Source organism: Haloarcula amylolytica (assembly GCF_049705545.1).
GTDB lineage: Archaea > Halobacteriota > Halobacteria > Halobacteriales > Haloarculaceae > Haloarcula > Haloarcula amylolytica_B.
This window is the reverse complement of sequence record NZ_JBNAMU010000001.1, coordinates 1,590,323-1,604,075: the sequence shown is the minus strand read 5'-3', so window position 1 is coordinate 1,604,075 and position 13,753 is coordinate 1,590,323. Positions and strand designations below refer to the sequence as shown.

General features: G+C 63.0%; 12 protein-coding genes. 7 read left to right on the top strand and 5 right to left on the bottom strand.

The genetic code is table 11. From position 1 onward, the window contains the following. Positions 1–26 precede the first annotated feature (26 nt). The gene (locus tag ACOZ4H_RS08565) at positions 27–824 is read left to right on the top strand and encodes an N-acyl homoserine lactonase family protein (RefSeq protein WP_424328874.1); all 798 of its coding nucleotides are present in this window, start codon (positions 27–29) and stop codon (positions 822–824) included. A gap of 18 nt (positions 825–842) precedes the next feature. Here the strand turns inward: ACOZ4H_RS08565 and ACOZ4H_RS08560 are convergent, their stop codons facing one another. After that, positions 843–1,025 (bottom strand): hypothetical protein, encoded by a 183-nt coding sequence (locus ACOZ4H_RS08560; RefSeq protein ID WP_424328873.1) that lies wholly within the window; start codon positions 1,023–1,025, stop codon positions 843–845. 69 nt (positions 1,026–1,094) lie between these two features. Then, positions 1,095–1,814 carry a DICT sensory domain-containing protein gene (locus ACOZ4H_RS08555; protein WP_336330864.1) on the bottom strand — a complete coding sequence of 240 codons (720 nt, stop codon included), beginning with the start codon at positions 1,812–1,814 and terminating at the stop codon, positions 1,095–1,097. Positions 1,815–2,082: 268 nt separating this feature from the next. Between ACOZ4H_RS08555 and ACOZ4H_RS08550 the strand changes: the two genes are divergently transcribed. The 6 genes from ACOZ4H_RS08550 to ACOZ4H_RS08525 all read left to right on the top strand — a co-directional run bounded on the left by ACOZ4H_RS08550 (position 2,083) and on the right by ACOZ4H_RS08525 (position 9,840). Beyond that, positions 2,083–3,981: a 2-oxoacid:acceptor oxidoreductase subunit alpha gene (locus tag ACOZ4H_RS08550; protein WP_424328872.1), complete on the top strand. Its 1,899-nt coding sequence runs from the start codon at positions 2,083–2,085 to the stop codon at positions 3,979–3,981. A 3-nt stretch (positions 3,982–3,984) separates the two neighbouring features. Next, positions 3,985–4,923, top strand: a complete 939-nt coding sequence (locus ACOZ4H_RS08545) for a thiamine pyrophosphate-dependent enzyme (RefSeq protein ID WP_008313341.1) — start codon at positions 3,985–3,987, stop codon at positions 4,921–4,923. 86 nt (positions 4,924–5,009) lie between these two features. Then, positions 5,010–5,438: an HTH-type transcriptional regulator LrpA1 gene (gene lrpA1, locus ACOZ4H_RS08540; RefSeq protein WP_004591923.1), complete on the top strand. Its 429-nt coding sequence runs from the start codon at positions 5,010–5,012 to the stop codon at positions 5,436–5,438. A 35-nt stretch (positions 5,439–5,473) separates the two neighbouring features. Further along, on the top strand, positions 5,474–7,231 hold the full coding sequence (locus ACOZ4H_RS08535) for a DHHA1 domain-containing protein (RefSeq protein ID WP_424328871.1): 1,758 nt from the start codon (positions 5,474–5,476) through the stop codon (positions 7,229–7,231). Between the two features lie 38 nt (positions 7,232–7,269). Beyond that, on the top strand, positions 7,270–8,061 hold the full coding sequence (locus tag ACOZ4H_RS08530; protein ID WP_424328870.1) for a CBS pair associated ParBc domain-containing protein: 792 nt from the start codon (positions 7,270–7,272) through the stop codon (positions 8,059–8,061). Positions 8,062–8,136: 75 nt separating this feature from the next. Then, positions 8,137–9,840 (top strand): methylmalonyl-CoA mutase family protein, encoded by a 1,704-nt coding sequence (locus tag ACOZ4H_RS08525; protein WP_424328869.1) that lies wholly within the window; start codon positions 8,137–8,139, stop codon positions 9,838–9,840. Positions 9,841–9,904: 64 nt separating this feature from the next. On the opposite strand, the gene ACOZ4H_RS08520 is transcribed toward ACOZ4H_RS08525, so the two are convergent. From ACOZ4H_RS08520 to ACOZ4H_RS08510, 3 genes are all read right to left on the bottom strand, one after another. Then, positions 9,905–11,311: an HTTM domain-containing protein gene (locus ACOZ4H_RS08520; protein WP_424328868.1), complete on the bottom strand. Its 1,407-nt coding sequence runs from the start codon at positions 11,309–11,311 to the stop codon at positions 9,905–9,907. A gap of 149 nt (positions 11,312–11,460) precedes the next feature. Beyond that, positions 11,461–11,730 (bottom strand): DUF7520 family protein, encoded by a 270-nt coding sequence (locus ACOZ4H_RS08515; RefSeq protein WP_424328867.1) that lies wholly within the window; start codon positions 11,728–11,730, stop codon positions 11,461–11,463. A gap of 216 nt (positions 11,731–11,946) precedes the next feature. Further along, positions 11,947–13,731 (bottom strand): cytochrome c oxidase subunit I, encoded by a 1,785-nt coding sequence (locus ACOZ4H_RS08510; protein ID WP_424328866.1) that lies wholly within the window; start codon positions 13,729–13,731, stop codon positions 11,947–11,949. Positions 13,732–13,753 lie beyond the last annotated feature (22 nt).

Below are 13,753 nucleotides of genomic sequence, written 5' to 3'. Positions count from 1 at the left end.
ACCTTCTGACAGCCCGTAGACACCACATGAACGAGATCACGGTAACGTTCGTCGACCGGGGCCGCGTACAGGCTGACCGGAACTTCGTCGTCGACGGCCACAGCGTCGCGACGGCCTCGGACCGCGATCCGGAACACGAGTATGAAACGTACGTCGTCTGGAACCTCGTCATCGAAACGTCGGAAATGACTATCCTCTGGGACACGGGCTCCCACCCGGAGGCCGGCAACGGGTACTGGCCGGTGCCGCTGTACGAGGCGTTCGCACACGTCGATGCCGCCGAACACGCCCTGCCAGCGGACCTCGAAGAGGAGGGCTATGGCATCGAGGATATCGATGCCGTCGTGATGAGTCACCTCCACCTAGACCACGCCGGCGGCCTGCACAATTTCGCGGGCACGGATGTCCCGATCTACGTCCACCGCGAGGAGCTCCCGTTCGCGTACTACAGCGCGAACACGGACGAGGGATCTATCGCGTATCTGGCCAGTGATTTCGACCGCGAATTGAACTGGGAGATCGTCCACGGCGACAGCTATCATCTCACTGACGGGGTTGAACTGCTGCACCTTCCCGGCCACACGCCCGGACTCATGGGCGCGTTCATCGACCGCCCGGGGCAGCCGCTCCTCGTCGTCGGCGACGAAGCGTACGTCGAAGCGAACTACGCGGGCCAGCCGATGGCGACGAGCCTCCTCTGGAACAACGGCTCGTGGAAGGAGAGCCTAGAGCGGTGCCGCGACCGACAACGAGCGACGGGGGCTGAAGTGCTGCTCGGCCACGACCTCGCGGTGTTCGAAGACGTGTCCGGGGCTGCGGACTGATTCGATATCTGCGTGAGATTAGTCCGACACAGCGACAAGCGTTCGGTGCTCGCCGTCGTCGGTCGCCACGACCCACCGGCCTTCGTGGCGCTCGACGACGGCCCACACGCCGAAAAACAGGTGCAACTCCAGTTCGAGACCGTTGACGCGCTCTCCGGTCTCTTCGATACGGAACTCTCGGGACTCAGCAGCGTTCGTCATGTCACGGACAAGATGGCAGCGAACGGCGAGCCGTGGTAATGGCCGCGTTGGCCGGGTCGAACGCGGCTCTCACTGTTCGAGATAGCCGTACGTCTCCTCCAGATAGTCGATGATCCAGTCGACTGTGGACTCGTCGTAGGTCCAGAAGCCGTAGAACTCGCGTGGTTCGCGCTCCTCGGCCAGCAGGGCGCATTTCTGGGTCGGGTCACCGCCGCCGTCGAAGACGACAAACCACGAGTCGGCGATCTCGTCCGACCGTTCCAGATGCAGCGAGAACGTGCTGTACTCGGGCGGTTCGACGTCAGGGACGGCGTAGGCGTGGACGTCCACGTCAGTCTCACCCAGCCGTTCGTACAGGTCGAGTTCGCCCTGAAGCGTAGACAGCGTCTGGAAGCCGGCATGCAGCGTCCCCTGTCCCACTCGCCACGCGCGGTCCTCAATTTCGCGGGACGCGGCGGTCATCCGCTGGATCGACCACGAGGTGAACATCGTCTCGTCGAGGTGGTCAAGAATCGACGCGTACGGGCTGTTGTCCCGCGTGATGTACTGTCGGCCTTCGTCGAGCGAGTCGGTAAACGAATTGAGACTCGCGGCCGCGATGACCTCTTCGTCCTCGCTGAGAGTGATAAACTCGCCCGGCCGCCCGCTCTCAGTCTGCTCGGTCTGAACGTGGACGTTACGGTCCGCGAAGCGCTCGCGAAGGTCTTCGGCCGCTGTCGGCCCGGCGTTGAAGATAGTCAGCGTCTTCTGATGGTCCTCGACGCCAGCGATGAGTTCCGTTAACGACATCCTCGACTATACATCGGCATTCACTGTGTTAGTCGTTGCGGGAGGGAGTTACGCGCCTTACTATTAGTGGCTGACAAGTATGTCTCGGACGGAAATATCGGTCGTGTAAACACATACCAACAGTGACGAAGCGTCATTTCGAAAACGGCAATCTGAGGTGCCTGAGCCGAAAGATAACGATTAATGAGTGGTGATGTAGTGGAAAATCTTTAGTCATGGCCCCCCAACGGAACGATACGGCACCAGAGCTGGGGCCGAGGATTTCACCATGACAGACAACGAACTAATCTGGCGAATCGCCGGTGGTTCCGGTGACGGAATCGACTCGACAAGCCAGAACTTCGCGAAGGCCTTGATGTGGTCGGGGCTGAACGTGTTCACACATCGTCACTACCCGTCGCGTATCCGCGGCGGCCACACGTACGTGGAAGTACGTGCGAAAGACGAGCCAGTACAGTCCCGCGGGGACGGCTACAACTTCCTGCTGGCCCTGGGTGACTCCTTCGCCCGGAACCCACAGGAAGAGGCCTACTACGGTAAAGAGGAGCTGAAACCGCTGTACGAGAACTTCGACGACCTCCGCGAGGGCGGCGTCCTCCTCTACGACGAGGGGCTGCTCGACGAGGAGGATGTCGACGAGATCGGTCTCGAAGAGGCCGCCGAGGAGAACAACTGGCACGTCGTCCCGATGGACCTCCGCGGCATCGCCAAGGAGCACGGCCGCGAGATCATGCGGAACACGGCCGGTATCGGCGCGACCGCGGCCATTCTCGACATCAGCACCGACGAGTTCGAGAAGCTCATCAAACAGAACATGAGCGGCGACATGCAGGAGGCGAACCTCAACGTTCTCGAGGACGCCTACGAAGCCGCCAGCGAACTCGATATCGACCATGATATCGAGGTCCCCGAGGGCTCCCACGACGAGGAGCAGGTCATCCTCTCGGGCTCGAACGCGATTTCCTACGGCGCAATCGACGAGGGCTGTCGCTTCATCTCGGGCTACCCCATGACCCCGTGGACCGACGTGTTCACGATCATGTCACAGCACCTGCCCGAGTTCGGCGGGATCTCTGAACAGGTCGAGGACGAGATCGCCGCAGCCGCGCTGGCACTCGGTGCGTCTCACGCCGGCGTGAAAGCCATGTCCGGATCTTCCGGCGGTGGCTTCGCGCTGATGTCCGAACCGCTCGGGCTCGCCGAGATGACCGAGACGCCGATCGTGCTGGTCGAAGCGATGCGGGCCGGCCCCTCGACGGGGATGCCGACCAAGCCCGAGCAGGCGGACCTCGAACACGTCCTGTACACGTCACAGGGCGACTCCGCCCGCGTCGTGTTCGCGCCCGCGAACATCCGCGAGTGTTACACGCAGACCCGCTCGGCGTTCCGCATCGCCTACGAGTACCAGATCCCGGCTATCGTCATCTACGACCAGAAGATCCAGGGCGAGCTCCGGAACCTCCCGGCCAGCCACTTCGACGAGGAACCGAACGCCGACCCCGGTTCGGTCCTCACCGAAGAGGAGATTCAGGACGCGGCACACCACTCCTCCGGGAAGTTCCAGCGGTTCCTCCACGAGCCCGAGGACGGCTCGAACGTCAGCCCGCGCTCCGTGCCGGGCCAGAAGGACGGCCGCTTCCTCGCGACGGGCAACGAGCACAACCCGTCGGGCCACATCAGCGAGGACCCCGAGAACCGCATCGCCCAGATGAACCGTCGGCTCAACAAGCTCGACAACATCCGTGCTGATCTGGACGAAAACACGTCCCACCAGACCTACCACGGACCCGACGAGGCCGATTACGGCATCCTCGTGTGGGGCAGCCAGCAGGGGACCGTCTTCGAGGCCGTCGACCGGCTCAACGAGAACGGCCACTCCGTGAAGGCACTGGGCGTCTCCGACATGGCCCCGTACCCGGAAGACGAGGTCTCCGAGTGGCTCGAATCCGTCGACGAGGCGCTCGTCGTCGAGATGAACGCCACGGCCCAGTTCCGCGGTCTGACCCAGAAGGAACTCGGCAAGTACGGCGACAAGATGTCGAGCCTCCTGAAGTACAACGGCAACCCATTCGAGCCCGCCGAGATCGTCGACGGGTTCGAGTCCAGCATCGACGGCGAGGAACTCGCCGCGAGCAACATGAAGTACGTACCCGCGGCAGGTGACTAACCTATGAGTGCATTCTCAGCAATCAACGAAGAACGCGAGATCGAGCGCGACGAGTTCACACCCGGCATCGAACCCCAGGCGACCTGGTGTCCGGGCTGTGGCGACTTCGGCGTCCTCAAGGCGCTCAAGCAGGCCATGCCGGAAGTCGGCAAGAACCCCGACGAAGTCGCGCTGTTCACCGGAATCGGCTGTTCGGGGAAGCTCAACAGCTACTTCAACAGCTACGGTTTCCACACCATCCACGGCCGCTCGCTGCCCGTCGCCCGGGCCGCGAAGCTCGCCAACCCCAACCTCGAAGTCATCGCGGCCGGCGGGGACGGCGACGGCTACGGTATCGGTGGGAACCACACCATCCACACGGCCCGTGAGAACCACGACATCACGTACATCGTGTTCAACAACGAGATCTTCGGGCTGACCAAGGGCCAGACGTCGCCGACGTCGCCGAAGGGCCACAAGTCCAAGACACAGCCCCACGGCTCGGCGAAGTCGCCGATCCGGCCGCTGTCCCAGCAGCTCAACGCCGGCGCGACATACATCGCCCGGACCGCGGCTGTCAACCCGAACCAGGCGAAGGAAATCATCGCCGAAGCCATCGAACACGACGGCTTCGCGCACATCGACTTCCTTACCCAGTGTCCGACCTGGAACAAGGACGCGAAACACTACGTCCCGTACACGGACGTCCAGCAGTCCGACGAGTTCGACTTCGACGTCTCGGACCGCGCTGAAGCCGCCGAGATGATGCGAAAGACCGAGGAGCGACTGTACGAGGGCGAAGTGCTGACCGGTCGGATGTACGTCGAGGACGCGCGCCCCTCCTACGGCGAGGAGAAGCGCCAGATCGGTGAGATGCCGGACGAACCGCTCGCAGAGCGGTACTTCGACGAGGACGCGGAGTGGGAGCGGACCTACGACAACCTCCTCGAACACCACAAGTAAGGCCCGCTGCCGGACTGCAGACACCCCCCTCGAACGTGGGTTTCTGGTTCGGAAGATATTTTTTCATGCACCGAAAAGATTAGTCCATGAGTGCCGAGTCCACGGAGCGTCGAATCCTGTCGGTCCTTGAAGAGGACGCACAGGCTTCGTACGCAGAAATCGCGGAGCGAGCCGACGTATCGAAGCCGACAGTCCGGAAATATATTCAGAAACTCGAAGAGGAGGGCGTCATCGTCGGCTACTCCGCCGATGTCGACCCGAAGAAGCTGGCAGGCCAGTCGATTGCCCTGGTCGGCATCGATATCGCGAGCGATTGCTACGTCGAGGCCACGCGGAACCTCAAAGAGATCCCGGAGATGGAGGAACTGTACACGTCCAGCGGCGACCACATGCTGATGGCGGAGGTCCGAGCGATGGACGGGGACTCGCTGGCGGACGTGATCGAAGACAAGATTCTCGCGCTCGACGGCGTTACCGCCGCGCATCCGTCGTTTCTCCAGGAACGGCTGAAGTAACGGGTTTTTAGACGCTCCAGCGCTGACTGCACGGTATGCTTTCTCGGCTGGTGCTCGGACTCGGGCCGACGGCCGCGGACCTTCTCGACGCGATTAGCGACGACCGCGGCGACCTGGCAGTCGTGACCCAGGACGAGCACCGTGCTGAAACGCTTCGGGCGGACGGTATCAACGTATTCGAAGCCGACCAGACTGATCCATCTGTTCTCGCCGATATCGACTTTCACCCCGAGAGCGTCATCGTCGCCAGCGAGGACCCCGAGCGGAACGCCGACGCGGCGACGGCCGCTCGTGACTGCTTTCCCGACGTGTTCCTGCTCGCCTACGCTGGCCGCGGCGCGACGGCCGACCAGCGCGAGCGGCTCGATAGCGTGGCGGACCGGCTGGTCACGCCGGAGGCCGTCGTCACCGACTACGTCACGCAGTCGGTCGGCGACGAAGGAACGCGAACTAGACAGCTCCATCAGGTACTGCGGGACATCGACGACCACCTCGCCGTCGTCACGCACGACAACCCCGACCCGGACGCGATTGCCAGCGCTGTCGCCCTCGGAGCGCTCGCTGAACGGGCCGACTGCGAGGTGACGATCTGTTACTACGGGGAGATTTCCCATCAAGAGAACCGGGCGTTCGTCAACCTCCTCGATTTCGACCTCCGGAACCTGGATGCTGACTCCCCGGACGAACTGGACGCGTTCGACGCGTTCGCGCTTGTCGACCACTCCAGGGCCGGCGTCAACGACCAGCTCCCGCCGGAGACCCCCATCGACATCGTCATCGACCACCATCCGCCACGCGTTCCGATCGAAGCCCGCTTCGTCGATCTCCGGAGCGGCGTCGGGGCGACGAGCACGCTGCTGGTCGATTATCTCCGGCGGTTCAACATCGATATTCCGACCCCAATCGCGACGGGCCTGCTGTTCGGCATTCAGGTCGACACGAAGGACTTCCGTCGGGAGGTCGCCGCCGCGGACTTCGAGGCCGCCGCGCATCTCGTGACGAACGCCGACATGGCGACGCTCCAGCGCATCGAAGACCCGAGCGTGAGCCCGGAGACGCTGTCGGTCATCGGCCGAGCGATTGCGAACCGCGAACAGGAGGGGTCGGTGCTCCTGACTGGCGTTGGCGAGATAACCGACCGGGACGCGCTCGCACAGGCGGCTGACAGGCTGCTCGATCTCGAAGGTGTGCAGGCGACGATGGTGTACGGCGTCGTCGACGGGACGATCTACGCCTCTGCACGGGCTCGCGGGGCGGACATCGACCTCGGCGAGGCCCTGCGGGACGCCTTCGGACAGATCGGGTCCGCGGGCGGTCACGCCGATATGGCGGGCGCACAGATCGAACTGGGGATGATCACCGTCGACGAGCGCGAGGAGTCGCTGGAAGAGATCGTCCGCTCTATCGTCACGGACCGGTTTCTCGACGCCATCCAGTCGCGGTCCCACCGGCTGCTCGGGCGCGTCTACGCACGCGCTGACTACGACGTGGCCGCGTTCACGGAGTCGACGGCGCTCAGACGGGACGGCGAAGACACCATCACGACGGCTGGAAGGACATCTGAGGCATCGGGTGACGACATCCCAGAGGACTGGAACACCGATGTGACGTTTCTGGAAAACGGCGACGAGGACGGTAGCGACGAACCAGAACAGGCGGACGACGAGTCAGAACAGGCGGACGACGAGTCAGAACAGGCGGACGACGAGTCAGAACAGGCGGACGACGAGTCAGAACAGGCGGACGACAGCCCGGAGACGCTCGTCGAACCCGACGACAGCGAGCCGCCGTAGGCGAGCCTTTTTTGCCGTCGGTCGAGAACATCGCGCCGATGGAGGAATCGAGTCGACCGACGGTCGGAGACTACATGACACGCGAGGTTGCCACCGTCGAACTCGACGACACCGTCGGGGAGGTCGCCCGACGGATCGCCGACAACGACCACTTCAGCGGGTTTCCGGTGACTGACGGCCGCCGCGTCGAAGGGTTCGTCAGCGCACGCGACCTGCTGCTCGCGGAAGACCACGAGCCGATGTTTCGCGTGATGACCGACGATATCCTCGTCGCGCACCCGGACATGGCCGTTCAAGACGCCGCGCGCGTCATCTTGCGGTCGGGCATCCAGAAACTCCCGGTCGTCGACGACGCCGGCCACCTCGTCGGTATAATCTCAAACGCCGACGTGATCCGCTCGCAGATCGAGCGGGCGACACCGGGTAAGGTGGACAAGCTCAGCCGGACGCTCGAGAACATCCACGGCATCACGACGCACGAAGGCCGCCGTGAGGTAGACCTCGACAAGCTGACACCGACACAGACGACGGTGTACGCCGACGAACTCGAAGGCCGGGTGTACGAACTCGAACGGGGGCTGGCAGAACCGCTCGTCGTCATCGACAACGGCGGGGACCTCCTGCTGGCTGATGGCCACCACCGCGTGAAAGCCGCCGCACGGCTCGACATCGACGAGATGGACGCCTACGTGATTGTCCTCGATGAGACGGTCGAACTCGGGATGGCCGAGACGGCGGCGGATTCCGACCTGGGGTCGATCGACGATATCGAGGTCGTCGACTACGCACACCACCCGCTCGTTCAGACGACCGAACGGCTCCAGGATTAGCTCCCGGCTGTGTGGCTGTCGGTAGCACGCCACGCCGCCCGAACCTTCTTACTAAATCATGACATACACGGAGGCATGTTCGACGAGTCGGACCTCCAGCGCATCCGCGAGCAGAAAGACGAGTGGGAAGCCGAGACACTCGACCCCGTACTGGACGCCTACGGCGAACGCAAAGAGCGGTTCGCGACCGTCTCAAACCTCGACGTGGACCGGCTGTACACGCCACTCGACGTGGATAACATCGACTACGAGGAGGACATCGGCTTCCCCGGCGAGGAGCCGTTCACACGCGGCGTCTATCCCACGATGTACCGCGGCCGGCAGTGGACTATGCGGCAGTTCGCGGGCTTTGGCACCGCCGACGAGACCAACGAGCGGTTCCACTATCTCATCGACGAGGGCCAGACCGGGCTGTCGACGGCCTTCGACATGCCGACGCTGATGGGCATCGACTCCGACGACGTGATGGCAGACGGCGAAGTCGGCAAGGAGGGCGTCGCTGTCGACACGCTGGCGGACATGGAGCGGTTGTTCGACGGCATCAACCTCGGCGAGGTGTCCACTTCCTTCACGATCAACCCCAGCGCGCCGGTCATCTACGCGATGTACATCGCGCTGGCCGACCAGCAGGGTGTCCCGCGCGAGGAGATCCGCGGAACCCTCCAGAACGACATGTTCAAGGAGTTCATCGCACAGAAGGAGTGGGTCATCCCGCCGGAGCCGTCGCTGAAACTCGTCACCGACACCATCGAGTTCGCCAGTCAGGAGACCCCGAAGTTCAAGCCCATATCGGTGTCGGGATACCACATCCGGGAGGCCGGCTCGACAGCCGTGCAGGAGCTCGCGTTCACGCTCGCGGACGGTTTCGCCTACGTCGAAGACTGTCTGAACCGCGGGCTGGACGTAGACGAGTTCGCCCCACAACTCTCCTTTTTTTTCAATTCGCATAACTCCATGTTCGAGGAGATCGCGAAGTTCCGTGCGGCCCGGCGCATCTACGCCCGCGTGATGGACGACTGGTACGACGCGGAGGCCGACGCGAGCAAGCAACTGAAGTTCCACACCCAGACCGCCGGCCAGTCACTGACAGCCCAGCAACCGCTGAACAACATCGTCCGCGTGACGATTCAGGCCCTCGCAGGTGTGCTGGGCGGAACCCAGAGCCTACACACCAACAGCTTCGACGAAGCGCTGGCGCTCCCGTCCGAACAAGCGGTGCGGGTCGCCCTCCGGACACAACAGATCATCGCGGAGGAGTCGGGTGCCGCCGATATCGTCGACCCGATGGGCGGCAGTTTCGCCATCGAGTCGCTGACCGACGAAGTCGAGGAGAAGACGATGGCCTACATCAACCACATCAGGGACGAACTCGGCGACGGCTCGGTCCGCGACGGCGTCATTCAGGGGATTCAGGACGGCTACTTCCAGCGTGAGATTCAGGACGCCGCCTACGAGTACCAGCAGCGCGTCGAGAGCGACGAAGAGGTCATGGTCGGTGTCAACAAGTACACCGTCGAGGAAGACACCGAACCCGAGATTCTCACCGTCGACGAGGACGTACAGGAACGCCAGCGGGACAAGCTCGCGACGGTCAAGGCAGACCGCGACGACGCGGCCGTGGAAGCAGCGCTCGACGAACTGCAGCAAGTGATCACCGACGGCGGGAACGTCATGCCCGTCATCATCGACGCGGTGAAAGCCTACGCGACGATGGGCGAGATCATGGCCGTCTTCGAGGCAGAGTACGGGAGCTATCAGGAAACGGCGAGCGTCGCCTGACTGGCAAGCGTACGCTCTATCATCACTCTACTGACGGTCTAACCGTCTCTCCGGTATCAGTCTCTCATGCACATTGATACGACCCGAGCCGTTCCCGGTCGACGGATTCGGACCCGTTCAGGTTCGTCGACTCTGTCAGGATAATCAAATCCACGCGCTCGATAGCATCGTCGTGGCTTTGATTCCACTGCGAACACAGATACGTTGCGAGTGACCGTCGAATACTGGGTTCGTGGCGGGCTGTCCCGAGGAACTTCTTCCAGCGTTGGTTCGGGAACCGGTCGGCCACCTCCGACGGCCGAGAGAGATTGACCGGCTCCTGGGTAAGCGCGTCGACCCGGTTCCCGGACTCCAGGGTTGCCGGGGCCGCGTACCACCATGTTTCCAGTGCGGGGTCCGGCGCGAACATGTTCCAGCTCCGGTCCTCGATTCTGTCCGGCGTTCCTGTCGGTGCGGCGACGAAACCGACCGCGACAGCGTTGAGAACGATAATCGCGGCGATACCCAGCGTCGCTAGCGAATACGTCATCGTAGGGAACCAGATCTGCGGGGCACCTGTCGCTGACTCCGGCCACCGCGGCCGCAACGCTTCGACGGCAGCGGGCCGGCGGTCCGCGACCGCGTCCCAGAATGACGGCGGGAAAAACAGGACCAGTCCGAGAATCGAGACGAGCGGGAACACGCCCAGGCGGAACGAGAGCGCCATACAGACGTGAGCGGTGACGAACGCCGCGACCAGTCCAGTCCGATACCGTCCGCTCCAGATGACCAACAACGGGGACCCCACGAGCAAGGCGAGCCAGAGCCAGTTTCCCAGTACCAGCACCGGACCCCAGCCCGCAACAACGTCACCAACGCGGACGGTGAGGTGATCGAGCTGGAATACATACTGCACCGCAGTCCCTCGGTGCCAGTACGCACCGCGAAGCTTCATCAGGCCGTTCGTCACGTACACGGCCAGCACCTGCAGAACGACGCCTGCAGTACCGGGGGTGGCGACCCGTGTCGAGGCGGACTCCGGCGACCCTTTTCCCCAGCCACATCCGAGCGGGAGCAGGAGACTCCAGAACAGCAGCCGGCGAAACAGCGTATCGCCGGCGTTGAGGACGACAGGGTTCCGGAGCTGTATCGATACGAGCAGGACGAACGCGACGCCCGCACTCAGGCGGGGTCGGTAGCCGACCACCAGCGCCAGTCCGGCGAGCGCCGTCAGTCCGAAGGCCACTAGCGGCAGCCAGACGCCCCCCGAGACAGCGAGCGGCGACATGTCTCCCAGGACCGGATACAGTTCAGTCAGTGTCGAGCGCGGGAGCGCGCCACTGTCGGTGTAAAACGCGGTGATGTCCGAACACCGCAGAGCGATGTCGACGAGGAGACACAGCCCGAGCGACACTCGGAACGCTGCGAGCGCACGTCGGTCGATAGCGATTCGGGGGACCAGCCACTGACGGAGGGCAAACTCGGGGCGCATCTGTGGGGAGGGCGACGAGACACCGACTTGGTGTCACGTAGGTGACTGTCAGCCGGGTTAAATTAAACTAACGGAATGCAGGAAACAGGGGGCAAAAGACGGTACGGGTGAGTGGGTCATACGGCAGGGATGATCCGGAACCAAACCCCTCAGGAACTTGCCGCGTCGTCGATCCGCTCGGAGACGTACACGACGAGACCGAGCAACACGCCAAGTACGATACCGATGGTGACGAATCCGTAGATGGCGACGCCGAACGGCGTCGGCGGCAGTGCAATCACACCGAACAGTTCCGGTTCGAGGTCCTCCGGTCGGATGCTGCCAAGCACGAACCCCATCACGCCAGCGAGAATGACAATAGAGACATACAGGCGAAGGACGATTTTCTGTCCGGACCTGGCCTCGGCTTGGTCGCTCATGCGGAAACAACGGCTCGGAGACGATTAGCCTTTTTCACTTCCGCGCCGTAGCTATCCTATGTCACAGAAGGAGCTACTGTTTCTCGTCCTGACCGGAATCGCGCTCATGATGTTCGTGACGGCTATGGTGCTTGTCTCCGGCGCAAGCTAACAGCCACTACCAGTTCGGCCGTGGCTACGAACGAAAAGACGTAGACTAAAGAGAATTCGGGACGGTTACGAGTCGTCTTGTTCTTCCTGTCCGCCGTCAGCCAGCAGGGACGGGTCCTTCTCCGGCTCCTCGGCTTCGAGCTGCTCGTCGAACCACTGGAACTCACGGTCCAGCATGCCGTCGCGTTCGAGGTTCCACGGGTCGCCGTCCTCGACTTTCGGGCCTTCGAGCCAGGACTGGACGATGTTCCAGACGAAGAACAGCTGCCCGATGAACAGGATGAACGCGCCGACCGTCGCTAGCTGGTGGAACGTCGCCACCTGCGTCAGCGGCGCGATAGCGCCGTCGAATTCATAGGTGGCGTAGCGGCGCGGCATCCCCAGGTAGCCAAGCGCGAGCATCGCGAAGAACGTGAGGTTGGTTCCGACCATCGAGAACCAGAAGTGCGCCTTCCCGAGGGTGCGCTGGTACATCCGGCCGGTGAATATCGGGAACCAGTAGTAGATGCCGGCGAAGGCCGCGAAGCCGATGGCACCCATCACGATGTAGTGGAAGTGCCCGACGACGTAGTAGGTGTCGTGCAGGATCAGGTCGACGGGGATGGAAGCGAGGAACACGCCGGTGACGCCGCCGATGATGAAGTTCGAGACGAAGCCGATACAGAACAGCATCGGCGTCGTCAGGCGCAGGCGGCCGTTCCACATCGTCGTGATCCAGTTGAACGTCTTGACTGCGCTCGGTATCGCGATAGCTAGCGAGACAGCCATGAACGAGGCCCGGAGCCGCGGGTCCATGCCCGTCGAGAACATGTGGTGGGCCCAGACGCCGAAGGAGAGGACGCCGATGGCAAGCGTCGAGTAGACGACGAACTTGAAGCCGAACAGCTTCCGCCCGGAGAACTTCGGCAGGATCAGACTCACGAGACCCATCGGCGGCAGAACGAGGATGTACACCTCGGGGTGGCCGAAGAACCAGAACAGGTGCTGCCACAGTAGCGGGCCACCGCCCTCGACGGCGAAGAACGTCGTCTGGAGGTTCCGATCCAGCAGCAGCATCACGATGGCGCTCCCCAGCAGCGGGAAGGCGAACAGGATCAGCGCGGACTGGGTGAGGATCGTCCACGAGAAGATGTCGAGGTTCGCCCAGTTGACCTCCCCGTCACGCTCGGTGAAGATGGTCGCGATGAAGTTGATCGCACCCATCGTCGCCCCGATACCGGAGAGGTGCAGCCCCAGCAGCATCAGGTCGACGCCGGGGTTTGCCTGCTCGACCGACAGCGGCGTGTACATCGTCCAGGCCGTGCGAGCCGGTTCGATCATGTTCTCGGTGACCGGTGCGAGGAAGAACCCGGCCCAGATGAGCAGCGCCGCGGGCGGGAGTATCCAGAACGCGATGGCGTTGATACGCGGGAACGCCATGTCGTCAGCCCCGATGAGCAGGGGAATGAAGTAGTTCGCGAACGCCGCGATGATCGGCGTCCCGAACAGGAATAGCATCGTGATGCCGTGACTCGTCAGAATGGAGTTGTAGGCGTTGTTGCCGAGGATTGCACCGCCCGGAACGACGAGCTGGACGCGGATGAGCATCGCCATGATCCCACCGACTGCCAGGGCGATGACCGCGTACACCCCGTACAACAGACCGATGTCCTTGTGGTCGACAGTTGTTAGCCAGCGAATGATACCTGCGGGTTTCTCACGGTTGATGACCGCTGTCTCGTCACCCGTGACGGCCCCGCCACCCGCGAGCGGCGTATACGAACGCCAGTTCTCGACACGGGTGAGAAGCGCGGCGACGCCGACGAGGAGGACGGCCATCAGCCCCGTCAGCACAATATCTCCTGCTACCATAGTCGTCCTTCAGGACTGGGAC

Excerpts from the sequence above, each read along its gene's own strand:
- ACOZ4H_RS08560 (WP_424328873.1), bottom strand. The coding sequence starts at position 1,025 with ATGACGAACGCTGCTGAGTCCCGAGAGTTCCGTATCGAAGAGACCGGA.
- ACOZ4H_RS08555 (WP_336330864.1), bottom strand. The coding sequence starts at position 1,814 with ATGTCGTTAACGGAACTCATCGCTGGCGTCGAGGACCATCAGAAGACG.
- ACOZ4H_RS08550 (WP_424328872.1), top strand. The coding sequence starts at position 2,083 with ATGACAGACAACGAACTAATCTGGCGAATCGCCGGTGGTTCCGGTGAC.
- ACOZ4H_RS08535 (WP_424328871.1), top strand. The coding sequence starts at position 5,474 with ATGCTTTCTCGGCTGGTGCTCGGACTCGGGCCGACGGCCGCGGACCTT.
- ACOZ4H_RS08510 (WP_424328866.1), bottom strand. The coding sequence starts at position 13,731 with ATGGTAGCAGGAGATATTGTGCTGACGGGGCTGATGGCCGTCCTCCTC.
- ACOZ4H_RS08520 (WP_424328868.1), bottom strand. The coding sequence starts at position 11,311 with ATGCGCCCCGAGTTTGCCCTCCGTCAGTGGCTGGTCCCCCGAATCGCT.
- ACOZ4H_RS08515 (WP_424328867.1), bottom strand. The coding sequence starts at position 11,730 with ATGAGCGACCAAGCCGAGGCCAGGTCCGGACAGAAAATCGTCCTTCGC.
- lrpA1 (WP_004591923.1), top strand. The coding sequence starts at position 5,010 with ATGAGTGCCGAGTCCACGGAGCGTCGAATCCTGTCGGTCCTTGAAGAG.
- ACOZ4H_RS08545 (WP_008313341.1), top strand. The coding sequence starts at position 3,985 with ATGAGTGCATTCTCAGCAATCAACGAAGAACGCGAGATCGAGCGCGAC.
- ACOZ4H_RS08525 (WP_424328869.1), top strand. The coding sequence starts at position 8,137 with ATGTTCGACGAGTCGGACCTCCAGCGCATCCGCGAGCAGAAAGACGAG.
- ACOZ4H_RS08565 (WP_424328874.1), top strand. The coding sequence starts at position 27 with ATGAACGAGATCACGGTAACGTTCGTCGACCGGGGCCGCGTACAGGCT.
- ACOZ4H_RS08530 (WP_424328870.1), top strand. The coding sequence starts at position 7,270 with ATGGAGGAATCGAGTCGACCGACGGTCGGAGACTACATGACACGCGAG.